Here is a 23024-nt window from a genome sequence, read left to right on the forward strand (position 1 = left end):
TGCTGTGCCTCTCCGCTCAGACCCGCGACTTGGCGATCAGGTCGGCGCGAGGATTCTCGTCGGGCTGCAGAGAGGCGAACTTCTCGAGGGCCTCGCGGGCATCCGTGGTCAGGTGCGATGGCACGGCCACCTGCACGGTCGCCAGCAGGTCGCCGACGCCCTTGTCGGTGGTCACACCGCGTCCCTTGACGCGCAGCACGCGCCCGGACGGTGTTCCCGCGGCCACCCGCAGTTTCACCGGGTCACCGCCGAGGGTCGGCACTTCGATGGTTGCGCCGAGCGTCGCCTCGGTGAAGGTGACGGGCACATCCACCCGCAGGTTGAGTCCGTCGCGTTCGAACACCGGATGCCGGCGCACGGTCACGGTCAGGGTCAGGTCACCGGGGGGCCCGCCGTCGTAGCTCGGCTCACCCTTGCCCTTGAGGCGGATCTTCTGCCCGTCGCTCACACCGGCCGGGATCTTCACGCTGATCGGCTTGCCCTCCGCGGGCTGGAGCTTCACGGTGTCCCCGTTGATGGCGGTGAGGAAGTCGAGAGTGGTACCCGCGGTCTGGTCGCGGCCCTTCGTTGGGCCACCGGCCCCGCGGAAACCGCCGGAGGACTGGCCGAAGCCACCCTGGCCGAACATGCCACTGAAGATGTCGTCGAACCCGCCGGAGCCGCCGGAGCGCTGGCCGCCGCCCTGGCCGAACATGCCGCCGAAGACATCCTCGAAGCCCGCGCTCTGGCCGGGAGCCCCGGAGGTGAAGCGGGGGCGACCGGGGCCCATGGCCCGCATCTGGTCGTATTCCTTGCGTTGTTCAGCATCGGAGAGCACCGAGTTGGCCTCGCTGATCTCCTTGAACTTCGACTCGGCAGCGGCGTTTCCCGGGTTGGAGTCCGGGTGGTACTTGCGCGCGAGCTTGCGGTAGGCCTTCTTGAGGTCTGCCGCGGTGACATCTTTGGAGACGCCGAGAACGGCGTAGAAGTCCTTGTCGAACCAATCCTGGCTGGCCACAGGCGCCTCCTTTCATACGATTTTGTTGGTCGAGCAGGCCGCCCGACGACCGAATCGAGACCGGATGAAGGATCTCGATACGGTCGCTAGGGCGACCTACTCGATCAGCAGTGGTTCTATTCTGCGGGAACTGCGACTGCCACCTTTGCGGGGCGCAGCAGGCGTTCGCCGAGCTTGTAGCCCGGTGCGATCACGTCGGCGACGGTGTTGACCGTCACCCCCGGAGTCGGCAACTGCACGAGCGCCTCGTGCTGGTGAGGGTCGAACACGTCGCCCTTCTCGCCGACGACGGTGAGCCCGAACTTCTCGAGACTCGCCCGCAACTTGGCCACGATGACGACCATCGGGCCCTCGGTGAGGTCGCCGTGCGCTTCCGCGAGCGACAGGTCGTCGAACACAGGAAGCAGCGACTTCACCACTTCGGCGATGTTCGACTCCCGGTTCGCTTCCCGGTCACGCTCGACGCGCTTGCGGTAGTTGGCGAATTCGGCCTGCACGCGCTTGAGATCGTCCAGGATCTCGGCCGCGGGGTCCTTCGCAGCTCCCGCTGCCGAGGCGCCCTTCGAACCGGCATCGGCGTCTCCGGCGAGGAAGGCGAGATCGTCGTCGGTGAACGAGGTCTCGACATCCGGTCCCTCGAAACCCTCGGAGGCGCCGTTGTCCGGCTCCTCCGGGTCGCCCTTGCCCTTGCCGGGCTTCGGATTCTTGTTGGCTGCCATCAGCGCTACTTCTTGCCCTTGGGCTTGGAGGAGTCCGGCTTGTCGGCGTCGGGCTCGTCTTCGACGACCTCGGCATCCACGATGTCCTCGTCGTCAGCGGCCGGTGCCTGCTCGCCTTCCGCGGCTCCTTCCGCCGAGGCGGCGGCCTGCTCCTGCGAGTAGATCGCCTCGCCCAGCTTCTGCTGGCTCTCGCTGAGCTTGTCGAAGGCGGTCTTCACGGCCGCCTCGTCTTCTCCGGCGAGGGCGCTCTTGAGGGCGTCGACATCGGCCTGCACGTCTGACTTGACGTCATCCGGCAGCTTGTCGGCGTTGTCCTTGATGAGCTTGTCGGTGGAGTAGGCGAGCTGCTCTGCGGTGTTGCGGGTCTCGGCGGTCGCGCGGCGTTCCTTGTCCTCCGCGGCGTGCTCCTCGGCCTCGCGCACCATGCGCTCGATGTCGTCTTTCGACAGCGACGAGCCGCCGGTGATGGTCATCGACTGCTCCTTGCCGGTGCCCTTGTCCTTTGCAGACACGTGCACGATGCCGTTGGCGTCGATGTCGAAGGTCACCTCGACCTGCGGGATGCCGCGGGGCGCCGGTGCGATGCCCTGCAGCTCGAAGGTTCCGAGGTTCTTGTTGTCGCGGGTGAACTCGCGCTCGCCCTGGAACACCTGGATCGCCACTGACGGCTGGTTGTCGTCAGCGGTGGTGAAGGTCTCACTGCGCTTGGTGGGGATGGCGGTGTTGCGCTCGATGAGCTTGGTCATGATGCCGCCCTTGGTCTCGATACCGAGGCTCAGGGGGGTGACGTCGATGAGCAGCACGTCCTTGCGCTCACCCTTCAGCACTCCGGCCTGGAGGGCGGCGCCGACGGCGACCACCTCATCCGGGTTGACGCCCTTGTTCGGGTCCTTGCCACCGGTGAGCTTCTTGACGAGCTCGACGACGGCGGGCATGCGGGTCGATCCACCGACGAGCACGACGTGCGCGACATCCGCGACCTTGATGCCGGCCTCTTTGATGACGTCGGTGAAGGGCTTGCGGGTGCGCTCCAGCAGGTCCGCGGTCAGCTCTTCGAACTTGGCGCGGGTGAGCGTCTCGTCGAGGTTGGCCGGGCCGTTCTCGGTGAGGGAGAGGTAGGGAAGCTGGATGCTCGTGCTCATGGAACTCGAGAGTTCCTTCTTCGCCTGCTCCGAGGCCTCCTTGAGGCGCTGCTTGGCGATCTTGTCACCCGAGACGTCGACACCGGTCGAGTCCTTGAACCGCTTGATCAGGTAGTCGACGACGCGCTGGTCCCAGTCGTCTCCACCGAGGCGGTTGTCACCGGAGGTGGAGCGCACCTGGATGGTGGAGAAGTCGTCGTCCTTGCCCACTTCGAGCAGCGAGACGTCGAAGGTTCCGCCACCGAGGTCGAAGACCAGGATGAGCTCGTCTTCCTTGCCCTTGTCGAGGCCGTAGGCGAGGGCGGCCGCGGTGGGCTCGTTGATGATGCGCAGCACGTTGAGTCCGGCGATCTCACCGGCCTCCTTGGTGGCCTGGCGCTCCGCGTCGTTGAAGTAGGCGGGCACGGTGACGACGGCGTCGGTCACGGCCTCACCCAGGTACTGCTCGGCGTCGCGCTTGAGCTTGGCGAGGATGCGCGCGGAGATCTCCTGCGGGGTGTACTTCTTGCCGTCGATGTCGACGGTCCAGTCGGTGCCCATGTGACGCTTGACCGACGAGATGGTGCGGTCGACGTTGGTGACGTTCTGGCGCTTCGCGGTCTCACCGACCAGCACCTCGCCATCCTTGGTGAATGCGACGACGGACGGCGTCGTACGGAATCCCTCGGCGTTGGTGATAACGGTGGGTTCTCCGCCTTCGAGAACCGAGACGACGGAGTTCGTGGTTCCGAGGTCGATACCTACTGCTCGAGCCATATGCTCTTTCTCCTTGTTTGTGCGGTGCTTCTTGAGGTCTAGTGATAGATCTGGGGTGAGACTTGAGTCCCACGTACTCAAGTTTGAAACCTGTGGATAACTTTGTCAAGTCGAACTGGCAAAACTTGAGTCGGTCTGGCTCAACTGTCAGTTTCGAGTCACGCGGCTCCGCCGCCTCACGACCGGCTCGACCGGGGAAGCAGGAGGCGGACCCTCCCAGAACGAGGTTCCTGATCCGGTATCGACCGCGCTCCCCCTGATGTTCTCCCTCGACCACTAACCTGTGCACATGACGGACAGCGCTCCTCTTCCTCCGACGGTTCCGAAGCCCGCCCGCACCGGCGCGATCGCCGTGGCAGGCCTCGACCTGCAGGAGGGCAAGAAGATCCCTCGCGGCTGGGTCGTGGCCTGGGCATTCTGGGACTGGGGAGGCGCAGCGTTCAACGCCGTCATCACGACCTTCGTCTTCACGGTCTACCTCACCTCGAGCTACTTCGTGGATCCGGCGATCGTCGCCGCCCGGGACGCCGAGAGCTCGCCCACCGGCGCCGCACACCGCGCGTTCACCGCGGCCGAGGCATCCCTCACCTCGAGCCTGGGCTTCGGGCTTGCGATCGCCGGCGTCATCGTCGCCCTCATCGCGCCGGTACTCGGGCAGCGGACGGATGCCTCGGGCCGCCGCAAGCTCTGGCTCGCCATCAACACCGGGGTGGTCGTGGTGATGACCGCCCTCATGTTCTTCGTCGAGGGAAAACCCGCGTTCTTCTTGCTCGGGGTCGGACTCGTCTCGGTGGGAACGATCTTCTACGAGATCGCCACCGTCAACTACAACGCCATGCTCATCCAGGTCTCCACGCCAAGGACCGTCGGCAAGGTCTCGGGGCTCGGCTGGGGTGCCGGGTATCTCGGCGGCATCGTGCTGCTGCTGTTCGTGCTTCTCGGCCTGGTGGGGCTCACCGCGGATTCCGGCGGGTTCTTGGGCATCTCGCACGACGATGGCCTCAACATCCGTCTCATCGCAGTGATCGCGGCCCTCTGGACGCTCGCCTTCTCCCTGCCGATCCTCTTCACCGTGCCAGAGATCAGCCGAGAGAATCGTCGTGACAAGGTCGGATTCTTCGAGGCATATGTCGTGCTGTTCCGTGACATCGCGAACCTCTGGCGCGAGAGCCGCAACACTGTGCTGTTCCTCATCTCGAGCGCGCTGTTCCGCGACGGCCTCGTGGGTGTGTTCACCTTCGGCGGCATCCTTGCGCAGGGGACCTTCGGTTTCTCCAGCAGCCAGGTGATCATCTTCGCGATCGCGGCGAATGTGGTCGCCGGGGTGAGCACCTTCATCTCCGGCCTCTTCGACGACAGGTTCGGAGCGAAGCCGGTGATCGTGGTCTCGCTCATCGGACTGATCCTCGCCGGGCTCGGTGTCTTCTTCGCCCACGACCTCGGCTCGAACGCGTTCTGGGTGGGCGGCCTCATCCTCTGTCTGTTCGTCGGGCCGGCCCAGTCCGCGAGCCGCACCTTCCTCGCCCGGGTCACTCCGGCGGGCCGCGAGGGCGAGGTGTTCGGCCTCTACGCCACCACCGGTCGCGCGGTGAGCTTCCTCGCTCCCCTGCTGTTCTCCACCTTCGTCGCCGTCGCCGGGGCCCAGTACTGGGGCATCCTCGGCATCGTGATCGTGCTGTTCGTCGGGCTGATCCTGCTGATCCCGGTGAAGGCGCGCTCGAACTAGATTCCCTCCCGCCCGATCTCCCTCTGCGCACATGGCAGGGTGGAACCATGACCTCCACTGCCGACAAGGCCGCCCTGCTCAGCTCACTCCACCGCCCCGGTGAGCCGCTCATCGTCACCAATATCTGGGATGCCGTCACCGCCCGCATCGTGGCGCAGGCCAAGGGCGTCAAGGCTCTCGCGACCGCCAGTCACGCCGTCAGCTTCGCCCACGGCGTGCCAGACAACGAGGGGCTCACGGTCGAGCAGGCGCTCGAGACCGCGCGGATCATCGCCGCTGCGGTGTCGATCCCGGTCTCGGTGGACTTCGAGAAGGGTTACGCGGCGGATGGGGCGGGGGTTCGCGAAAACGTGGCGCGATTGATCGAGGCCGGGGCCGCCGGCCTCAACATCGAAGACTCGCTTGAGGCGGCATCCGGTCCGCTGCGCGACCTCGAGAGCTCCGTTGCCCGGGTCGCCGCGGCACGGATCGCCGCCGATGAGGCTGGCGTGCCGCTCGCGATCAACGCGCGCGTCGACTCTCTGGTGAGCAATCCGGCCGACTGGGCGGGAGCCATGGAACGCGCCAACCGCTACCTGGATGCCGGGGCCACCAGTATTTTCGTGCTTCGCCTTCCCACCGAGGGGCTGGTGGAGCGTGCCATCCGCGACGTCAACGGTCCGGTCTCGGTGATCTCCAATCCCACCTCGGTGTCGCTCAAGAAGCTCGCCGAACTCGGCGTCGCGCGCGTCAGCTTCGGACCGGGCGTGCTCGGCCTCACCCTCGCGCACCTGCAGAGGGCGGCGACCACCCTGACCGCGCTCGGCGACTACCCCGAGGAGCTCGGCTTCGAGTACTGACTGACCCGCCGAGAGTTCTCCACGCCCCGCGCTCCGCATCGCCGAGCGGCGAGGCGCTCCCACTACCCTGTGCTCATGACCGATCACCGCCCCATCGGATTCTGGCTCAAACTCGTCGACCGTCTGATCGACGAGCGGTTCGCCGACACCCTCGAGGAGCACGGAGTCACCCGCCGCCAGTGGCAGTTGCTCAATGTGCTCTCTCGCGGCCCCGCCACGGGTACCGAACTGGATGCCGCGCTCGCCCCCTTCCTCTCTGCGGTCGATGGCGAGACGGTGCAAGAGAACCTCGCCGAGCTGGTGGAGAGCGGATGGGTCGCACTCTCGCCGTCGGGATACTCCCTCGCCGATTCGGGGCGAACCGCCCTCGCCGCACTCTCTTCCACCGTCGACAAGACCCGCGCTATCACCGCGGACGGCATTTCCGCGGAGCAGTACGCGCAGACCCTCGACACCCTCGAGCGGATGGCGCGCAACCTCGGCTGGAACGAGTAGCGCGCGGGCAGCCCCCTCCGATCAGCCTGCGGGCAAGTGCTTCGCCATGGGAGTTGCGATCGAAAAGCCCCGGGCTCGAGATCCCCTCGGTGGGACCATCCAGTCCTCAAACCCACGACCACAACCCTCGTGGCGGGGGATACGCTCGCTCCCGGAGCAGTATCGCTCTCGCGGAGGGAGATACGCCTCCCGCCGTGAGGGTATTCGCCCGCCGCGACTCGCTGCGCGCCCTCCCACACGGATGCTGCGGTGCGCGAGCGCTCAATCCGGGCACGATCGTGCCCGCCCCTGCCCGCCCCGCCCCCGCCCGCCCCGCCCCGATGTCACGCCGGCGGCAATCACACTCGCGGAGTGTGCAGGCCCTCGCGGCGGGAGGCGTAACTCACTCCGCGAAGTCCTGAGTCCTCCGCGAGGGGGCGTATCCCCCGCCACGGGACTCAAGTCCGATGCCTGAGTCGAGCGGGAACGATCAGGCAGTCACACCCCGTTGGCGCGCGCCACAGCGCCGTACCACGAGGCACTCGGTTTCGGCGTGCGGGCGAAGGACCGCTTGTCCCAGCCGATGAGAGTGGTCCCCATGTCGGTGGCGACCGGAACGGGACCGTCCGGTCCGATGAAGGTGCGCGTGTAGGCCTGGACCTCCACGAAGTCGTCCCCGGCGGTGTTCTCGAGGTACCTGTCGTCGCGGGGATAGCCCTCGGCGGCGAGCGCCTCCTCCGCGCCCGGCTCGACCGAGCCGTCGGGCAGCACCGAGCCGTCGGGCAGCGTGGTGGGGGCGAATGTCTGGGTCGCCACCGTCCAGCCGGTCTTGAGGCCCGACCCAGAGGAGAGCACCTCGCGCGACCGCTGATGAGAGGCGAGAAGGGCATCCGCGACCAGCAGGTCGAGGTTCGGAAGCTCGAAGGCGACCAGCTTTGATGAGTCCCCTCGGATGCTTCGACGGCTTGCGCGCCATCGACGATTGTTGCTCGACTCCCGAGTGTATTCGGTGGGGGATCGACCCCGCCGAGAGTCCGGCGTGGCTCCGGCGCCGGTCGGAACTCAGACGGACGGATCAGCGCCCGGCCGCCCAACCGGTCAGCGGCAGGCGACGAAGTCGCGGGCGGGGCCCATCTCGGACTGCGCCACCCGCAGCGGCTCATACGATCCCGAATAGTGCACGGTCGTGCCCGCGCAGCCCACGGTGAGCAGCCCGTACCAGATGAGCAGCATCGTCACGAGGAATCCGGCGGCGAAGTTGATGGTGAGAAAGCGCCTCCAGCCACGGTTCGCGGTCTCGGCGTCGGCATCCGTGATGTTCCAGTACGGCAGCACCGTGATCGCGTACGGCAGCACGAGCACCGCCGCGAACGGCCCGGGAAACCGCGTGAACAGCAGCAGGATGCCCGCGAGCAGGTAGGCGCAGAAGGCAAGTCGCACGGTGGCCCGCCCGCCGATCACTGTGGCGATCGACGCGATGCCCCCCTCGCGGTCGGCCACGATGTCTTGCACCGCGCCGAACGCGTGCGACGCGATGCCCCAGAGGAAGAACGCGGCGAGAACCGCCCAGAGGGCCGGGGTGAACACGGTGGCGGCGAGCACGAATCCGTACACGGCCGGCGAGACGAAGTGGGTGCTCGAGGTGAGCGAGTCGACGAATGGCCGCTCCTTGAAACGCAGGCCAGGGGCCGAGTACGCGATCACCGCGAAGACGCTGATCGCGAGCACCAGCCATGACAGCGGACTTCCCACCGCGATGAGGAACACGAGGAACGGCACGTTGAGCACGATGGCCGCGCGCAGGGTGAGCCGGTGCACGCTCGGGTCGAGCAGCGCGCCCTCCACCCCGCCCTTGCGCGGATTTCGCAGATCGGACTCGTAGTCGAAGACGTCGTTGATGCCGTACATCGCGAGGTTGTATGGGATGAGGAAGTAGATCGTGCCCACGATGAACACCACGTCGATCTGACGCGTCGACATGAAATAGGCCGCGGCGAACGGAAACGCGGTGTTCACCCAGCTGAGGGGCCGGGACGACACGAACAGGCTCTTAAGATTCTTCACGAGACCTCCCGGGCAGCAGCAGCCACAGCGAGGGCAGCAGCACCGCGGCGGCCACGGCGTAGGCGAAGTCCTCGAGCGGTGCGATGCCGATGAAAGCGCCGCTGATCTTGGCGGCGTCGTAGCCGACGAGTCCGATGCCGATCATGACGTTGTCGAAGACCGCGGTCACCAGCAGCAGGATGCCGAGGGTGCCGAGAATCGGCAGCACGGGCATCGCACGCCGGGATTTCGCGATCGCGAGGCATCCGACCACCGCCACGGCGGCGAGGAAGATCGCGTTGAGCTGCCAGTAGTTCATCGAGAATCCGCCCCCTCGCTCGATCTCGTCACGACCGCGGACGGCCCGCTCGACCGGCGGGAGAGGAAGCCGAACAGGTTCATCACGAGGTAGCAGAGCAGGGTGAGGAAGAAGAGCTCCTCGAGCGGGAACTCCGGCGCCACGACCAGTCCGGTCATGAATGAGGTCTCCCCACGGAAGAAGATCCCCAGGCCGATGCCGGAGAGATCCCAGGCGATGAAGAAGGCGAGCCCTGCCGCCAGCACTATCGCTGCTCGTCTCGCATCCCGCCAGAAGAACAGCGTGAAGCGCCGGTCGAGCATCACCATGCCGGTGAGCGCGACCGCGAGCGCCGCCAGGTACAGGATCGCCATCAGGCCAGGGTGCGCTGCAGCGGCTCGGCGAGAGGTTCGGTCGAGCGGTCACCGCGGATGCGCTTGAGCACGACCTCGGCGCTGATGAGGCACATGGGCAGGCCGATTCCCGGAATCGTGGATCCCCCGGCGTAGAACAGCCCCTCGACTTTGCGACTCTTGTTGCCCGACCGGAACATCGCGCTCTGTCCCAGCGTGTGGGCAGGCCCGAGGGCCGTGCCCCGCCAGGCGTTGAGATCGCTCACGAAGTCTCCCGGCCCGAGCGTGCGGCGCAGAGTGATGCGCGAGGCGAGGTCGGGGATGCCCGCCCAGACCGAGATCTGCGTGATGACCCGATCGGCAAGGGTCTCGATACGCGTATCGCCGTCGCCGTCGACATCGCCCTTGCCGATGCTGGGATCGGCGGGAATGGGCACGAGCACGAAGAGGTTCTCGTAGCCGTCTGGCGCGGTGGAGCGATCGATGCCGCTCGGCTTGCAGACATAGATGGATGCCGGATCGGGAATAGACGAATTCTTTCCGAAGATCTTCTCGAATCCCGCCTTCCAGTCACGTGCGAAGAACAGCGTGTGGTGCTCGAGTTGCGGCAGTTCGCCCTTGACGCCCAGGTAGATCAGCAGAGCGCTCGGCCCGGGCACCTTCTTGTCCCAGTACTCCTGGGGGAAGGTCTGCAACTCGACCGGCAGCAACGCGGTCTCGCTGTGGTGCAGGTCGGCGGCGGAGACCACGATGTCGGCGACCAGCGTGCGGGTGGCGCCGGTGGCATCCGTGTAGTCCACCCCGGTGACCACGGCGTCACGGGTGTTGATCGCGGTGACCGGGGAACCGGTGAGGATGGTGACCCCCTGAGCCTCGGCGAGAGCCTCGATGCGCCCGATGAGCTGGGTGAAGCCGCCCATCGGATACATCACCCCGCCCTCGAGGTCGAGGTGGCTCATCAGGTGGTACATGCTCGGAGCGATATACGGCGAGGAGCCGAGGAAGACGGCGGGGTATCCGAGAATCTGCTGGAGTCGGGCATCCTTCACCGTGCGCCGCACGAGGGTGGCGAGCGGGGTGAGGAGCAGCGAGACGAGCGTGCCCGTGCGGGTGAGCACATCTTTGCGCAGCAACGGGCGGATGTCAGCGAAGCTCGAGTAGAGGAAGCGCTTCTTGGCGATCTCGTAGACGTCGCGAGCGGAGTCGAGGTACTTCACCATCTTGCGACGGGTGCCCGGCTCGATGCGCTCGAACAGCTCGAGGTTCTCCTCTCGGCTCGCGGTGATGTCGATCGGTTCCGCCACCCCCTCGAACAACACCCGGTAACCGGGATCGAGCGTGACCAGTTGCAGCTGCTCGTCTGCCGTGGTCCCGAGCAGGCGGAAGAAGTGGTCGAAGACCTCCGGCATGAGGTACCAGCTTGGCCCGGTGTCGAAGCGGAAACCGTCGCGCTCCCAGGATCCGGCACGACCGCCGACGCTCGGGCGGCCTTCGAGCAGGGTCACCTCGTGACCGTCTTTCGCGAGGAGGGCGGCGGACGCCAATCCGGCGATTCCCCCGCCGATGACGACGATGCTGCTCATGATGCTGCTTTCGGTGTGGTCGTGCGGGAGGAGAGTGTGGTTCGGGGAGTGCGGCCGGCAAGCGCTCCGGCGGCGATGCGGAGCTTCACCGGGTTCGGCACTCGAACGCGGGAGGTCACGAGCCGGTCGGCCGGGGTCGCCCGCAACCGCACGGCGAGCTCGGTGAAGAGCCCCTGGGCGAGGGCGACGGCGCGACGAGAACTGGCGGGAAGCAGGGGAACGACCGCAGCGGAATCGCGCAGGTCGGAGTCGATGTCCTCGAGCAGGCGGGTCTTGTCCGCCTCGCTGAACGATTCGACGCTCACCCCGGGGAAGTAGCTGCGGCCGAGCGTCTCGAAGTCGGCGGAGAGATCGCGAAGGAAGTTGACTTTCTGGAAGGCTGCGCCGAGCTTGCGCGCGCCGTGTTCCAGCCGGGCCAGCTCTGCGGGGGACACTGTGCTGCCCTGCAGGAAGGTGGCGAGGCACATGAGTCCGACGACCTCTGCAGACCCGTAGACGTAGGCATCGAAGCTCTCGGCGTCGTGCTCGGTCTGCACCAGATCCATGCGCATCGACTCGAAGAACGGCTGAGTGAGCTCGCGGCCGAAGCCGGTGGCTCGTGCCGTGCGGGCGAAGGCGTGGATCACGAGATTGGTGCTGTAGCCGCAATCGAGTGCGGCCTCGGTGTCGCGCTCGAAGTCGTTGAGCACTCGCGCAGCGGCCAGCGGATCGAGTCCGGCATCCGCCGCTCCCCCATCCACTACTTCGTCGGCCACCCGCACGAGGGCGTAGATATTCTCGACGTGACGGCGAACCGGCGGCGCGAGCAGGCGGGAGGCCAAGCCGAATGAGGTGGAGTAACGCCGGATGACTACGCTCGCGGTCTCTTCTGCGACCTGATCGTAGAGGTTCGGCCCCGAGTCTCGCGGCGGTCTCGGATGGTTGCTGTCGTCGGTCATCGCGCAGTCCTGCCCTGTTCAGCGGCGGTTAGGCTTGAGCGACGCCTCAGCACGGCTTCGATCCGGAAATCGCTTCCCTTCGAGGGAACTTTCAGGTCATGGCCGGTCACAACTTCAGGGTAACGGACACACATGGAAACCAGCACAGGGCTTGTGCAGAGTGGTACAGAGTTTGTAGTACTTCTGGATGATTCGGGCGCGCCCATCGGCGAGGCCGACAAGTTCTCGGTACACGGGCCTTCCACGCCGCTCCATCTCGCGTTCTCCTGTCACGTCTACGACCCGGCCGGGCGGGTGCTTGTCACTCGCCGTGCACTCTCGAAGCTCACCTGGCCCGGCGTGTGGACCAACTCGTTCTGCGGGCACCCCTCCCCCGGAGAGGACCACGAGAAGGCCATCGCTCGCCGCGCGGCGTTCGAACTCGGAATCACCGTCACCGACCTCGAGGTCGTACTCCCCGATTTCCGTTACCGTGCGGTCGACGCGTCAGGCATCGTGGAGAACGAGGTCTGCCCGGTCTATCGGGCGGTGACGACGGATGTCCCGAAACCCAACGCCGCGGAGGTCTCCGAGTTCGCGTGGCTCGAGCCGCACCTGCTGCACGGTGCGGTCACTGCGGCGCCTTTCGCCTTCAGCCCGTGGCTCGGCTGGCAGTTGGAGCAACTCGGCGCCTAGCGCGGCCGCTGGTCGAGTCGCACCGTCTGCCGAGCGTGTCGAGACTCGCCTCAGTCCAGCCGGCTCTCATCCCGCGAGATGTCGGTGCGGTGAAAATTCTGGAACGAGCGCGACGCCGTCGGCCCACGCTGCCCCTGGTAGCGCGAGGAGTACTCGGCAGACCCGTAGGGCTTCTCGGCCGGCGAGGTCAGCCGAATGAAGCAGAGCTGCCCGATCTTCATCCCCGGCCAGAGCTTGATCGGCAGCGTCGCGACGTTCGACAGTTCGAGCGTGACATGCCCGCTGAAGCCGGGATCGACGAATCCTGCGGTGGAGTGGGTGAGAAGGCCGAGCCGGCCGAGCGAACTCTTGCCCTCGAGGCGCGCCGCCACGTCATCCGGAAGCGTGACGAGCTCGTAGGTCGAACCGAGCACGAACTCGCCAGGGTGCAGGATGAACGGCTGGTCGGGTGCCGCCTCCACGAGCCGGGTGAGGTCGGGCTGGTCTTCGGCGGGGTCGATGAAGGGGTATTTGTGGTTGTCGAATAGCCGGAAGAAGCGATCGAGCCGCACATCGATGCTCGACGGCTGGATCATCGAGGGGTCATAGGGCTGCAGCCCGATGCGTCCGGAGTCGAGTTCGAGCTTGATATCGCGGTCCGAGAGCAGCATGCACAGAGCCTATCGAACCCGTCGTTGCTAGTATTCATGAGTGCCACCGTCCGGTTTCGGGCGCGGCCGTGCGAGCGTAGTTCAATGGCAGAACTCCTGCTTCCCAAGCAGGTAGTGCGGGTTCGATTCCCGTCGCTCGCTCCACTGGTAGTTCTTGTGCTTTTGTGGATTCTCAGGGCAGATGAGACTTGCCTCAACACAGATGAGTCTCGGAAAACCGGTTACTTTCTGACGCGGCCACAATTCGCACACGGCGGTGCTCGACTCCCATAGCCTGAGCTTGGCTTGATCTGCCTGTCACCGTGTTTGTCGGAGCTTGCTCCGATCACAGTTCGCCCTGGTGGATGTGAGATCCGTCCATAACGGTCGACACTTTACATACCGGCGGTTATCGGTGAAATAGAAAGCCCAGGTCAGAAGGAGTTTATGTGGCTACTAGTGCAATACTTAGCTAAGTTCGTCACTCGTGACATAACGCCCCTTCGCGCTGTCTCCTGAGCGCCGCCGTTAAGCCCATCCGCAAGGCGCCCGGTCATCGGGCTTCATGTCGCTGGCATGTATCGACCTCCTGAGGTGCGATTTCGTCAAACGATCACGCCCCATGGGGCTTGCTCTGCCGACTTGCCTGGTTAGCTCGGGTATTCCACAGCGGCGACCTTGTCGCCCCATTCGGTTTCGGGTTCGTCGCTGGGTGCGGGGGCTTCCCACATCGCGAGGTGGGACATGAAGTTGTCTGCTTGTGCTCCGTGCCAGTGCCATTCGCCGGGCGGTGTGTAGACGGTGTCACCTGGATGCAGTTCGATGACCTGTTCGCCGCGGGTCTGGACGTATCCGAGGCCCTCGGTCACGTGGAGTGTTTGGCCAACGGCGTGGCGGTGCCAGGCTGTATGCGCACCTGGCGTGAAGCGCACCAGATTCAGGCGAACACGGGATGGCTCCTGACCCGTGTAATAGGCGTTGAAGTAGACGTCTCCGGTGAACCACTCATCTGGGCCCTTCACGGTGGAAGTCTTGGGTTGTAGTTGCGTGCTCACAGTGTCGCTTTCTGGTTGGTGGTCTGGGTGAGGTTGGCGAGGAGCTGTAACCGCTCGGGACTGCCCCGAGTTCAGTTGACTCGGTGGGTTAGTGGTTTCACGCGGCGTTGAGGGCCATGTTTATTGTCTCAAACTCGATCGGGGTGAGTTTGCCGAGGCGGCGTTGCCGACGCTTGCGATGGTAGGTTCGCTCGATCCAGACCACGATCGCGAGGCGTAGCTCTTCCCTCGTGGCCCATCGTTGCCGGTCGAGGACGTTCTTTTGCAGGAGGGCGAAGAAGGACTCCATCGCGGCGTTGTCGCCGCATGCGCCGACGCGGCCCATCGACCCGGTGATGGCGTTGTTCTTCAACACCCGCACGAAGGCGTTGGAGCGGAATTGAGAGCCGCGGTCGGAGTGCAGAATCGTGCCGGCGATGTCGCGTTGCCCGATTGCGTTGCGGGCCGCAGCGACCGCCAGGGATGCTTTCATTCGGGAGTCGATGGAGTAGCCGACGATCTTGTTCGACCACACGTCCTTGATCGCGCAGAGGTAGATTTTGCCTTCGTCGGTGCGATGCTCGGTGATGTCCGTCAACCACAGCTGGTTAGGGCGTGTCGCGGTGAAGTTCCGCTGGACATGGTCGTCATGCACGGGCGGGCCGGCTTTGCCCCTCAGGCCGCGTTTCTTCGCGAACACGGACCAGAGCCGCTGCTGGGAGCAGAGCCGCCAAACCCGGTTCTCGCCCGCCTTCAGGCCAGCCTGGTTGAGTTCGTCGCTGATGAACCGGTAGCCGAACGCGGGGTCGTCCCGGTGGGCGTCCCACGCCGCGTTGGTCAGGTGAGCGTCGTCCCAATCACGTTGCGAGACGGGGTTTCGGAGCCACTGATAGAAGGCTTGTTTGGAGAAGCGCAATACCCGGCAGGTCACCGTGACGGGGACTCCGTCGACGGCCAGTTCGCGGACCAGCGGGTACATCATTTTGGGTTGACATCCCGGGAGAGGTAGGCGACGGCGCGGCGCATTACCTCGGCTTCCTGCTCCAGCAGCCGGATCCGTTTCCGCGCCTCCCGCAGCTCAGCCGACTCCTTCTCCGTCACGCCAGGCTTCACCCCCTCTTCGACGTCGGCTTTCTTCAGCCAGTACGCCAGACACGACTCCGAAATTCCGAAGTCCTTCGCGATCTGGTTCAGCGGGGCTTCGTGCTTGCGAGCGACCGCGACAACATCGCGGCGGAACTCGGGCGGGTAGGGCTTGGGCATGGTGACATCCTTCCAGCGGAGACGAATCTCCACAGGTCAAGAGTCAACCAAACCGGGGGCAGTCCCCTCCGCACTCGGCGAGCCTGGCTCCGCGGTGTAAACCATCAGCGCGAAACTCGGCTCTGCGGTGATCGCGAGTTCCTCGTAGGCAAGCGTGACTTCCCCGACGAGGGGATGGTTGAACCGCTTGGTGCCGGTGCCGTGGGTGCGCACATCGTGAGCTCCCCATAACTGACGGAACACCTCGCTACGAGTGGACAGTTCTCCGACGAGGTCCTGCAGGGCTTTGTTGTGAGGGTCACGCCCCGCGCGAGCGCGCATGATCGCGACGCACATGCCGGCGAAGAGGTCCCAGTCGGGGTAGAAGTCGCGCGATGCGGAGTCGAGGAACTGGAACCGCGCGAGGTTCGGTGTTCGCCCGCCGTCACCGATTATCGGGGAGTAAAACGCACGGCCGAGATCGTTGGTTGCGAGGATGTCCTGATGCATGTTGACGACCAAGGCAGGGCCCCCGGTGATCGACCCCAGCATCCATTGCAGGCTCGGCCGGTTGATGGGACTCTTGCCCGACCGACCACGCGGCCGACCGGAAAGCGGGATTCCGTCCGCCGCTCGAGCAAGATCGAAGAGGTGGCTGCGCTCGGTATCGTCGAGCTGCAGCGCGCGCGAGACCGCGTCGAGCACGGACGATGATGCCCCGGCGATCGCACCTCGCTCGAGCTTCGCGTAGTACTCCACGCTGACGCCGGCGAGGGCGGCGACCTCGGAGCGTCGCAGCCCCGCTACCCGCCGGTTGCCGCCGGCCGTCAGCCCCGCGAGCTCTGGTGTGAGCCGTGCGCGCCGCGACATGAGGAACTCGCGCACCTCGGATTGATTGTCCATAATCCGTACGTTACGGCCATCCCGCCGCATGTGGGGTCCCCTGCCAGTACACCCTCCAACAGAGACTCCCACGCTCAAGAACGCACGACTTGACTGATCTCACAAGCTTTTCGAATCAAAGGGGTGCGCAATGCGTGCAGTACTGATGTACGGACCGGGCGACGTTCGCGTCGAGACACGGGACGCTCCACAGATCATCGACCCCACCGATGCGATCATCCGACTCGCTGCAACCTGTATCTGCGGATCGGATCTGTGGCTGTACCGCGGAGCAGAGCCCCTCTCCTCAACGCCTCAGCCGATGGGCCACGAGTACATCGGCATCGTCGAGCAGATCGGCGCGGATGTCAAGAACGTGACGGTCGGTGACTTCGTCGTAGGCTCCTTTGTCGCCTCCGATAACACGTGCGAGATCTGCCAGGCCGGCTATCAGTCCCGCTGCATCCACAACGTCATGATGGGCTCCGTCGGAACACAGGCCGAACTCGCCCGCATCCCTCTCGCCGACGGCACCCTCGTCGCAACCCCGGGACAACCGGATGCCGATCTGATCCCATCCCTGATGGCGGCATCCGACGTGCTCGGCACCGGCTGGTACGGGAGCGTCGCGGCTGAGGCTGGACCCGGAAAGACGATCGCGATCGTGGGCGATGGCGCCGTCGGCCTGTCGGCAGTGCTGGCTGCGAATCACCTGGGGGCGAAGCGCATCATCATGTTCAGCCGCCACCCGGAACGCCAAGCTCTCGCCCGCGCATTCGGCGCGACCGACATCATCGAAGAGCGCGGCGATGAGGGCGCAGCGAAAGTCAAGGAACTGACCGGCGGATACGGAGCCCATGGCACAGTCGAGGCGGTCGGCACCCAAGAGTCCATGTGGCAGGCGATCAATGCAACCCGGGCCGGAGGGTACGTCGGCTATGTCGGCGTCTCCCACGGTGTCGAGCTTGACGGCTTGAACCTGTTCTTCAGGAGCGTTCACCTGCACGGTGGACCGGCACCGGTGCGCCAGTACCTGCCGGAGCTGATAGAGCTCATCTGGAACCGCACCATCGACCCCGGCAGGGTGTTCGACCTGACACTTTCCATCGAAGACGCAGCCGAGGGCTACAAGGCGATGGATGAGCGGCGCGCGACCAAGGTACTGCTGACCTTCTAGAGCCAGTGAAGAATCCCGTGAACACCACGTCACCAGCGCCCGAACACGCGACCGCATTCGCGGAACAGAAGGCGCGACTCCCGATTGTCACCCTGGTACTCTTGGCGGTGATCGGGTTTGTGCTCATCACAATGGAGACCCTGCCCGCCGGCCTCCTCCCGGTGATCGCTGACGGACTGAACACCAGCGAGGTCTCCGTCGGGCTGCTCGTCAGCGCCTACGCGCTTGGCACTGTCATAGTCACCATCCCTGCAATCTCCCTCACCCGATCACTTCGACGCAAACCATTGCTGCTCGCCGCCATAGCCGGGCTGATCACTGCGAACACACTGACCGCGATCTCGAACGACCTTGTCCTCGCCTTGTCGAGTCGATTCATCGCCGGCGCCTTCTCCGGGATCATCTGGGGAATGCTCGCGGCCTACGGGCTGAAGATCAGCCCACAGAACCGGGCCGGCCGTGCCTTAGCTATCGTCTCCGCCGGGGCACCGATGGGGTTCGCGCTTGGCACACCGCTCGGTTCCTGGCTAGGCACGGCCCTCGACTGGCGGTGGGCTTTCATCGCCCTCAGTCTCCTCGCCCTCATCGCGTCAGTGGCGCTGGCACTCGTAGCGCCGGACGCCGCGGGCCAGGATTCGCAATCCGGGCGCGAGAGGATGCCGGTCGTGCGCGTGTTCCGCCTGCCCGGAGTTGCCATCACCCTCGCCGTGATCTTCGCCTGGATGCTCGCCTCGAACACCGTTTACACCTACCTCACTCCGTACCTGCGAACCAGTGACGGCAGCCTCCACGTCGATATGCAACTTTTCATCTTCGGGGTGTCATCCGTTGCCGGGATTGCTTTGGTTGGGGCGCTCCTCGACCGGCATCCTCGTCTGCTCCTGCACGGGAGCCTCGTGGTGTTCACGGCCGCCGCCGTGACGCTCCTCGTCGGCCATGCCTCCACCCCGGCGATCATCATCGCCACCGTTTTGTGGGGCGTGACTTTCGGGGGAGCACCCGCGCAGCTGCAGGCGGCGCTCACCACGTCAGGCGGACGCGATTCGGATGTTGCCAACTCGTTCCTGCCGGTCGCGTTCAACGTCGCGATATTCGTTGCCGGGATCCTGGGTGCCGCACTGCTGGCCGGGCTCGATGGCCTGGCGCTCCCGATCGTGATGATTGTGTTCGGCCTCATCGCTTTCGCGCTCACCATCGTCGGCCGGCGCACCGCCTTTTCGGCCCCCCAGGCCAGTTAGGACCAAATACCCATGAATCACCGTCGCGCCATGGCTCTTCCCGCCGTGGCCTTCCTCGCCGTCGCGCTCGGCGGGTGCGCGAGTGAACCCCGCGAAACCGCTCCAGAAGCGTCGCCTTCCGGCCCGACGGCCGGCCGCACGTCGATAGTGCTCGACATCGACGGAGTGCAGGTCGCCGGAGAACTCGACCGGAGTGCTACTGCGGCCTCCCTGATCTCCGCGCTGCCGTTGACGGTGACGATGCGTGACTACGCCGGTCAAGAGCTGATCGGAAAGCTCCCCGAAGCTCTCAGCCTCGACGGTGCACCCAAGGCAAGCGCGGCCAAAGCCCTCACAATCGGCTACTACGCACCCCAGCAAAGCCTTGTGCTCTACCACGCCGACGTCGGATCTTTCGCGGGAATCGTACCCATCGGAAATCTTACGGACGCCGCTGCGGTCACCGGGCACCCCCGCGAAGTCGCTGTGACCATCCGCCTGCCCTAAAAGCCGCGTCGATCTGACGTCGCACATTTCATCCACCAACAGAAAGACGAGAACGATGTCGGACATCACCATCACTGTGAATAATGGCGCACTGCTGCCAGCACTGGGTCTTGGCGTACTGCAGAGCGAGGGTGGGGAGGCCACCTCGGCGGTCTCGACCGCGCTGCGGTCGGGTTACCGCTTGATTGACACCGCGGCCGCCTACTTCAAGGAGCGTGAGGTGGGGCAGGGTATCCGAGACTCAGGGGTCGATCGCGCTGACGTGTTCCTCACAACGAAGCTCTGGATGACCGATTACGGCTTCGACGCCGCGCTTCGCGCTTTCGACACCAGCATTGCGAAGCTCGGCGTTGACTACCTCGACCTCTACCTGTTGCACTGGCCGTGGCCGACCAATTTTGCAGAGACGGTCGCGTCGTATCGAGCGGCAGAGCGACTGCTCACCGAGGGCCGCGTGCGCGCGATCGGGGTGGCGAACTTCAAGGCCGAGCACCTGCGCGCCCTTGTGAGCGAGACAGACATCGTGCCTGCCGTTAACCAGATCGAGTTGCACCCCAACTTTCAGCAGCCCGACCAGGTCGCGCTGCACCGGGAGCTTGGCATCGTGACGCAGGCCTGGTCGCCGATCGGCGGCGTGTACGGCTGGGCGGGCGAGAACGGCGCCACTCCGCCCCTGCGGAACGAGACGATCACGGCTATCGCGCAGGCACGCGGCAAGACTCCCGCGCAAGTCATTCTGCGTTGGCACCTCCAGGAGGGACGCAGCGCCATACCAAAATCCGTGAAACCCGAGCGAATCGCGGAGAACATCGATGTCTTCGACTTCGACCTCACCGCCGACGAACTTACGGCCATCGACAAACTCGACACCGGGGCGCGCGGGGCAATCGACCCCGACATCGCGACCCCGGAACTCATCGACCTCACCATCGATGCCGCCTAACCCCCACCGACAATCGGAGAGACCATGAATCAGCACATAACCCTGAACAACGGAATGAGCATCCCCGCGCTCGGCTTTGGAGTGTTCCAGAGCGCCCCGGAGGAGACGACCGCCGCAGTCGAGCAGGCGCTCAACGCCGGATACCGCCATATCGACACCGCCGCCGGGTACGGCAACGAGCGCGAGGTCGGGGAGGCCATCCGACGCTCCGGGATCGAGCGGAACGACATCGTGATCGAGACAAAGGTATGGGTGAGCGATTACGGCTACGACGAGACGCTGCACGCGTTCGAGAAGAGCGCGACGAAACTCGGCGTCGCGCAGATCGACCTGCTGATCCTGCACCAGCCAATGCCGCAGCACTTCGAGCGCACCGTGCAGGCGTACCGCGCTCTCGAGCAATTGCTCACCGATGGGCGGGTGCGCGCGATCGGGGTCAGTAACTTCATGCCGAACCACCTTGCCGCGCTCCGTGAGCAGACCGAGGTCGTGCCGGCTGTCAACCAGGTGGAGCTGCACCCGTACTTCACCCAGCCGAACGTGCAACGGGCGAACGCCGAGCACGGCATCCTCACCCAGGCGTGGTCGCCAATCGGCGGTATCACCTTCTACCCCGGCTGGGGCGACGACACTCGCCGAAGCATGCTCGACGATGAGACGATCGGTCGCATCGCGGAGGCGCACGGAAAAACGCCGGCACAGGTGATGCTGCGATGGCACATCCAGGAGGGCAGGTCGGCGATACCCAAATCGACGAACCCTGAGCGCATCACCCAGAACATCGACGTCTTCGACTTCGAGCTCGCCACCGATGAGCTCTCGGACATCGACGCCCTCGACCGTGGAGTGCGCGGCGGTCCCGATCCTGACGAGGTCGACCCCTCGACCTGGGATCTCACTATCCCCGAAGCCTGAGCTACTCCCTCACCGAGGAGGATCCATTTTGGATACTCGCACGCTCGGACAGGGCTTGCAGGTCTCTGCCATAGGACTCGGCTGCATGGGCATGTCGCGAGGTTACGGGCCGAACAGTGCTCGGTGTTCCGATTCGCCTGCCGGGATGCGAGCTAGGGAGCAGTTATCGGAGTAATTACCATGTCGACGCTTCCGAATGGGAATGGGGAATAGAAGGCATACGGCCCTGATGAACTCCATTCGGTGACGGGGATCAGCGCAAACCACACCTGCGCGATGACGATCGATACAGGGATCAGGATTCCGATCACTGCCGCCGCGCGACCCAGAATTCGCACAGCAGCTTCTCCGTCTGGCGCTTTCTTCAGCACCTTACTGATCGCGAAGATAACGATGAAGGCGATGGCTGCGTAAATAATAGGGCTCGGTCTCAGCGTGAGAGTGACGCACATTGGTGCAGCCGTTGTGGCTTTGCCTGCGGCATCGATGTATCCGCCATCAGCGTCGAAGCCGCCGGGGCAGTACCCCTTGCTGGCCGCCAGAAAGAACGCATAGACGATCCCGGAGGCGAGAGCCACGACGAGCAACCGACGGATCTGCGCCACGATCGGCACGTAGGAAATCAAAGCAGGATCTGGACCCAAGACGGGCGACTGCATTTGCGACACCGGTGCACCTCGATTCCTTGATTGTTTGTCAACGATCGTCGTGATCGTCCATCGTTGTCAAGAAGCTGGGTACTTGGCCGCTAATAGTGCCTCTCCAGCGAGAGGCCGTCGCTAGGGAAATCGTGCGGCGAGGAAACGAGGTACTCCCTGGTGTGTAAGACGTTCCCGCTATCGAGCAGTGCACTCAAGACTTCGAGCGTTCGCGCAACCTAAGCGCACGAGAGGGTCTTGGCGGGCGATCGAGAGTGTGCCCGGCCGGACGAGCTCCCGCCCCGGGCCATGATGGTGTCATGACTGCTCTTCAGGGAATCGACATCGCCGCCGAACTTCGCCAGGTGAAGACGCATTGGCATCCGCGGGTCGTCGGGCGCGTGAACGACCAGTACGTGAAGGTCGCGAAGCTGCTCGGCGAGCTGGTCTGGCATTCTCACGACGCCGAAGATGAAATGTTCCTCGTCGTGTCGGGTCGGCTTCGAATCCAGCTGCCTGACGACGAGGAGGTTGTACTCACCCCGGGTCAGTTCTACGTCGTACCGCGCGGCGTGAAGCACAACCCCATCGCCAACGAGGAGGTGGAGATCGTTCTGATCGAGACGGTCACCACCGCCCACACGGGCGACGTGGTGATCGACGGCACCGTATCCGTGGAGCGGCAGATCGGTGATTTCCGGTGACCGATTCCGCGCATCGAGGCGTCTAATGAATACGCCCCTGTGCCGATACACCACCGAACGAGCCGCATAAGGCATCTGTTCACATGCAGCCGTTTCGGCCTGGACGGCGACGCCGAGATCTTGCGCTCGGCGCCGCCGAGGTCGAGGCTGAAGCATGGCGAACCCCGTGGTGCACTTCGAACTCATCGGTCCCGACCCGGCGCGTCTGCGCGAGTTCTATTCAGGATTGTTCGGATGGAGCGCGCCGGGGGGCGCTTCGGTCGCGGCAGCTATTTCCGAATCCACGGAATACTCCTTCATCAGCCCGGAATCCGGCTGGGCTGCGGCGGCGGGCGGAATCGGAGGTGGCGAGGGGTTCTCTGCTCACGCCATCTTCTATGTCGGCGTGGACGACGTGGCCAGCGCACTGGACACCGCACAGCGTCTGGGAGCCACGATCACCCTTCACCCCCAGCGCAACGAGGGCGGCCACGTGACGGTCGCACACTTCAGGGATCCCGCGGGAAACCTGGTGGGAGTCGCAGGCCCGAGATAGCACCGGACACAGCGGCCGATCGCTCAGGTGTCGCCAGGAGGTGATGCGCAGAAACGCT

The 23024-nt window shown here is 65.0% G+C and carries 25 protein-coding genes and 1 tRNA gene; 12 read left to right on the top strand and 14 right to left on the bottom strand.

What is annotated here, in order from left to right; all coding sequences use genetic code 11:
- Positions 1 to 16: 16 nt before the first annotated feature.
- The 3 genes from F1C58_RS15475 to dnaK form a co-directional block, all read right to left on the bottom strand.
- The gene (locus F1C58_RS15475) at positions 17 to 997 is read right to left on the bottom strand and encodes a DnaJ C-terminal domain-containing protein (RefSeq protein WP_185201926.1); all 981 of its coding nucleotides are present in this window, start codon (positions 995 to 997) and stop codon (positions 17 to 19) included.
- 116 nt (positions 998 to 1113) lie between these two features.
- Positions 1114 to 1716 (bottom strand): nucleotide exchange factor GrpE, encoded by a 603-nt coding sequence (locus tag F1C58_RS15480; RefSeq protein ID WP_185201927.1) that lies wholly within the window; start codon positions 1714 to 1716, stop codon positions 1114 to 1116.
- A gap of 5 nt (positions 1717 to 1721) precedes the next feature.
- Positions 1722 to 3614, bottom strand: coding sequence for a molecular chaperone DnaK (gene dnaK, locus F1C58_RS15485; protein WP_185201928.1), 1893 nt, complete (start codon positions 3612 to 3614; stop codon positions 1722 to 1724).
- A 289-nt stretch (positions 3615 to 3903) separates the two neighbouring features.
- On the opposite strand from dnaK, the gene F1C58_RS15490 reads away from it, so the two are divergent.
- From F1C58_RS15490 to F1C58_RS15500, 3 genes are all read left to right on the top strand, one after another.
- Complete coding sequence (locus tag F1C58_RS15490; protein WP_185201929.1) at positions 3904 to 5340, top strand: MFS transporter; 1437 nt, start codon at positions 3904 to 3906, stop codon at positions 5338 to 5340.
- 47 nt (positions 5341 to 5387) lie between these two features.
- The gene (locus tag F1C58_RS15495) at positions 5388 to 6179 is read left to right on the top strand and encodes an isocitrate lyase/phosphoenolpyruvate mutase family protein (protein WP_185201930.1); all 792 of its coding nucleotides are present in this window, start codon (positions 5388 to 5390) and stop codon (positions 6177 to 6179) included.
- A gap of 75 nt (positions 6180 to 6254) precedes the next feature.
- Positions 6255 to 6674: a MarR family winged helix-turn-helix transcriptional regulator gene (locus F1C58_RS15500; RefSeq protein WP_185201931.1), complete on the top strand. Its 420-nt coding sequence runs from the start codon at positions 6255 to 6257 to the stop codon at positions 6672 to 6674.
- Between the two features lie 477 nt (positions 6675 to 7151).
- Here F1C58_RS15500 and F1C58_RS15505 read toward each other — a convergent pair whose 3' ends face one another.
- From F1C58_RS15505 to F1C58_RS15530, 6 genes are all read right to left on the bottom strand, one after another.
- Complete coding sequence (locus tag F1C58_RS15505) at positions 7152 to 7469, bottom strand: hypothetical protein (protein ID WP_185201932.1); 318 nt, start codon at positions 7467 to 7469, stop codon at positions 7152 to 7154.
- Positions 7470 to 7751: 282 nt separating this feature from the next.
- Positions 7752 to 8717, bottom strand: coding sequence for a prenyltransferase (locus F1C58_RS15510; protein WP_185201933.1), 966 nt, complete (start codon positions 8715 to 8717; stop codon positions 7752 to 7754).
- Positions 8704 to 9015 carry a lycopene cyclase domain-containing protein gene (locus F1C58_RS15515; protein ID WP_185201934.1) on the bottom strand — a complete coding sequence of 104 codons (312 nt, stop codon included), beginning with the start codon at positions 9013 to 9015 and terminating at the stop codon, positions 8704 to 8706. Before F1C58_RS15515 ends, F1C58_RS15510 begins: the two co-directional genes overlap by 14 nt.
- On the bottom strand, positions 9012 to 9368 hold the full coding sequence (locus tag F1C58_RS15520; RefSeq protein WP_185201935.1) for a lycopene cyclase domain-containing protein: 357 nt from the start codon (positions 9366 to 9368) through the stop codon (positions 9012 to 9014). Before F1C58_RS15520 ends, F1C58_RS15515 begins: the two co-directional genes overlap by 4 nt.
- Positions 9368 to 10930 carry a phytoene desaturase family protein gene (gene crtI, locus F1C58_RS15525; protein ID WP_185201936.1) on the bottom strand — a complete coding sequence of 521 codons (1563 nt, stop codon included), beginning with the start codon at positions 10928 to 10930 and terminating at the stop codon, positions 9368 to 9370. The genes F1C58_RS15520 and crtI overlap by 1 nt, the downstream gene beginning before the upstream one ends.
- The gene (locus F1C58_RS15530) at positions 10927 to 11868 is read right to left on the bottom strand and encodes a phytoene/squalene synthase family protein (protein ID WP_185201937.1); all 942 of its coding nucleotides are present in this window, start codon (positions 11866 to 11868) and stop codon (positions 10927 to 10929) included. Before F1C58_RS15530 ends, crtI begins: the two co-directional genes overlap by 4 nt.
- Positions 11869 to 12000: 132 nt before the next feature.
- On the opposite strand from F1C58_RS15530, the gene idi reads away from it, so the two are divergent.
- The gene (gene idi / locus F1C58_RS15535) at positions 12001 to 12543 is read left to right on the top strand and encodes an isopentenyl-diphosphate Delta-isomerase (protein WP_185201938.1); all 543 of its coding nucleotides are present in this window, start codon (positions 12001 to 12003) and stop codon (positions 12541 to 12543) included.
- Positions 12544 to 12593: 50 nt separating this feature from the next.
- Here the strand turns inward: idi and dcd are convergent, their stop codons facing one another.
- Positions 12594 to 13193 carry a dCTP deaminase gene (gene dcd / locus F1C58_RS15540; RefSeq protein ID WP_185201939.1) on the bottom strand — a complete coding sequence of 200 codons (600 nt, stop codon included), beginning with the start codon at positions 13191 to 13193 and terminating at the stop codon, positions 12594 to 12596.
- A 70-nt stretch (positions 13194 to 13263) separates the two neighbouring features.
- Between dcd and F1C58_RS15545 the strand changes: the two genes are divergently transcribed.
- A tRNA-Gly gene (locus tag F1C58_RS15545) sits at positions 13264 to 13337 on the top strand.
- A 485-nt stretch (positions 13338 to 13822) separates the two neighbouring features.
- Here F1C58_RS15545 and F1C58_RS15550 read toward each other — a convergent pair.
- The 3 genes from F1C58_RS15550 to F1C58_RS15560 form a co-directional block, all read right to left on the bottom strand.
- The gene (locus F1C58_RS15550; protein ID WP_255461156.1) at positions 13823 to 14194 is read right to left on the bottom strand and encodes a cupin domain-containing protein; all 372 of its coding nucleotides are present in this window, start codon (positions 14192 to 14194) and stop codon (positions 13823 to 13825) included.
- A 130-nt stretch (positions 14195 to 14324) separates the two neighbouring features.
- Positions 14325 to 15469 (bottom strand): IS3 family transposase gene (locus F1C58_RS15555; protein ID WP_185200817.1). Its coding sequence is split into 2 segments (ribosomal slippage): positions 14325 to 15190 and positions 15190 to 15469, totalling 1146 coding nucleotides; the frame shifts between segments, so codons are not numbered across the junction.
- A gap of 36 nt (positions 15470 to 15505) precedes the next feature.
- Complete coding sequence (locus tag F1C58_RS15560; protein ID WP_185201941.1) at positions 15506 to 16351, bottom strand: helix-turn-helix transcriptional regulator; 846 nt, start codon at positions 16349 to 16351, stop codon at positions 15506 to 15508.
- Positions 16352 to 16481: 130 nt separating this feature from the next.
- On the opposite strand from F1C58_RS15560, the gene F1C58_RS15565 reads away from it, so the two are divergent.
- Genes F1C58_RS15565 through F1C58_RS15585 form a run of 5 tightly spaced genes read left to right on the top strand, consistent with a single transcriptional unit; the run spans position 16482 to position 21089 of the window.
- Positions 16482 to 17507, top strand: a complete 1026-nt coding sequence (locus F1C58_RS15565; RefSeq protein ID WP_185201942.1) for a zinc-dependent alcohol dehydrogenase family protein — start codon at positions 16482 to 16484, stop codon at positions 17505 to 17507.
- Positions 17508 to 17524: 17 nt separating this feature from the next.
- Positions 17525 to 18745, top strand: coding sequence for an MFS transporter (locus F1C58_RS15570; RefSeq protein ID WP_255461157.1), 1221 nt, complete (start codon positions 17525 to 17527; stop codon positions 18743 to 18745).
- 30 nt (positions 18746 to 18775) lie between these two features.
- Entirely contained in the window at positions 18776 to 19231 is a 456-nt protein-coding gene (locus F1C58_RS15575) for a cyclophilin-like fold protein (protein WP_185201943.1), read from the top strand.
- 55 nt (positions 19232 to 19286) lie between these two features.
- On the top strand, positions 19287 to 20174 hold the full coding sequence (locus F1C58_RS15580; RefSeq protein WP_185201944.1) for an aldo/keto reductase: 888 nt from the start codon (positions 19287 to 19289) through the stop codon (positions 20172 to 20174).
- A gap of 24 nt (positions 20175 to 20198) precedes the next feature.
- A complete protein-coding gene (locus F1C58_RS15585) occupies positions 20199 to 21089 on the top strand; it encodes an aldo/keto reductase (protein ID WP_185201945.1) in 891 nt (296 codons plus the stop codon).
- A gap of 152 nt (positions 21090 to 21241) precedes the next feature.
- Here F1C58_RS15585 and F1C58_RS15590 read toward each other — a convergent pair whose 3' ends face one another.
- Positions 21242 to 21757 (bottom strand): hypothetical protein, encoded by a 516-nt coding sequence (locus F1C58_RS15590; protein WP_185201946.1) that lies wholly within the window; start codon positions 21755 to 21757, stop codon positions 21242 to 21244.
- A gap of 290 nt (positions 21758 to 22047) precedes the next feature.
- Here F1C58_RS15590 and F1C58_RS15595 point away from each other — a divergent pair, with 290 nt between their 5' ends.
- Both F1C58_RS15595 and F1C58_RS15600 read left to right on the top strand, forming a co-directional pair.
- On the top strand, positions 22048 to 22431 hold the full coding sequence (locus F1C58_RS15595; RefSeq protein ID WP_185201947.1) for a cupin domain-containing protein: 384 nt from the start codon (positions 22048 to 22050) through the stop codon (positions 22429 to 22431).
- A gap of 154 nt (positions 22432 to 22585) precedes the next feature.
- A complete protein-coding gene (locus tag F1C58_RS15600; protein ID WP_185201948.1) occupies positions 22586 to 22966 on the top strand; it encodes a VOC family protein in 381 nt (126 codons plus the stop codon).
- The last annotated feature ends 58 nt before the right edge of the window (positions 22967 to 23024 follow it).

This window comes from Glaciihabitans sp. INWT7 (assembly GCF_014217685.1).
Lineage (GTDB): Bacteria > Actinomycetota > Actinomycetes > Actinomycetales > Microbacteriaceae > Lacisediminihabitans.

Excerpts from the sequence above, each read along its gene's own strand:
- F1C58_RS15575 (WP_185201943.1), top strand. The coding sequence starts at position 18,776 with ATGGCTCTTCCCGCCGTGGCCTTCCTCGCCGTCGCGCTCGGCGGGTGC.
- F1C58_RS15500 (WP_185201931.1), top strand. The coding sequence starts at position 6,255 with ATGACCGATCACCGCCCCATCGGATTCTGGCTCAAACTCGTCGACCGT.
- dnaK (WP_185201928.1), bottom strand. The coding sequence starts at position 3,614 with ATGGCTCGAGCAGTAGGTATCGACCTCGGAACCACGAACTCCGTCGTC.
- F1C58_RS15600 (WP_185201948.1), top strand. The coding sequence starts at position 22,586 with ATGGCGAACCCCGTGGTGCACTTCGAACTCATCGGTCCCGACCCGGCG.
- F1C58_RS15480 (WP_185201927.1), bottom strand. The coding sequence starts at position 1,716 with ATGGCAGCCAACAAGAATCCGAAGCCCGGCAAGGGCAAGGGCGACCCG.
- F1C58_RS15585 (WP_185201945.1), top strand. The coding sequence starts at position 20,199 with ATGAATCAGCACATAACCCTGAACAACGGAATGAGCATCCCCGCGCTC.
- F1C58_RS15595 (WP_185201947.1), top strand. The coding sequence starts at position 22,048 with ATGACTGCTCTTCAGGGAATCGACATCGCCGCCGAACTTCGCCAGGTG.
- dcd (WP_185201939.1), bottom strand. The coding sequence starts at position 13,193 with ATGCTGCTCTCGGACCGCGATATCAAGCTCGAACTCGACTCCGGACGC.
- F1C58_RS15580 (WP_185201944.1), top strand. The coding sequence starts at position 19,287 with ATGTCGGACATCACCATCACTGTGAATAATGGCGCACTGCTGCCAGCA.
- F1C58_RS15515 (WP_185201934.1), bottom strand. The coding sequence starts at position 9,015 with ATGAACTACTGGCAGCTCAACGCGATCTTCCTCGCCGCCGTGGCGGTG.
- idi (WP_185201938.1), top strand. The coding sequence starts at position 12,001 with ATGGAAACCAGCACAGGGCTTGTGCAGAGTGGTACAGAGTTTGTAGTA.
- F1C58_RS15495 (WP_185201930.1), top strand. The coding sequence starts at position 5,388 with ATGACCTCCACTGCCGACAAGGCCGCCCTGCTCAGCTCACTCCACCGC.
- F1C58_RS15560 (WP_185201941.1), bottom strand. The coding sequence starts at position 16,351 with ATGGACAATCAATCCGAGGTGCGCGAGTTCCTCATGTCGCGGCGCGCA.
- F1C58_RS15565 (WP_185201942.1), top strand. The coding sequence starts at position 16,482 with ATGCGTGCAGTACTGATGTACGGACCGGGCGACGTTCGCGTCGAGACA.
- crtI (WP_185201936.1), bottom strand. The coding sequence starts at position 10,930 with ATGAGCAGCATCGTCGTCATCGGCGGGGGAATCGCCGGATTGGCGTCC.
- F1C58_RS15490 (WP_185201929.1), top strand. The coding sequence starts at position 3,904 with ATGACGGACAGCGCTCCTCTTCCTCCGACGGTTCCGAAGCCCGCCCGC.
- F1C58_RS15520 (WP_185201935.1), bottom strand. The coding sequence starts at position 9,368 with ATGGCGATCCTGTACCTGGCGGCGCTCGCGGTCGCGCTCACCGGCATG.
- F1C58_RS15530 (WP_185201937.1), bottom strand. The coding sequence starts at position 11,868 with ATGACCGACGACAGCAACCATCCGAGACCGCCGCGAGACTCGGGGCCG.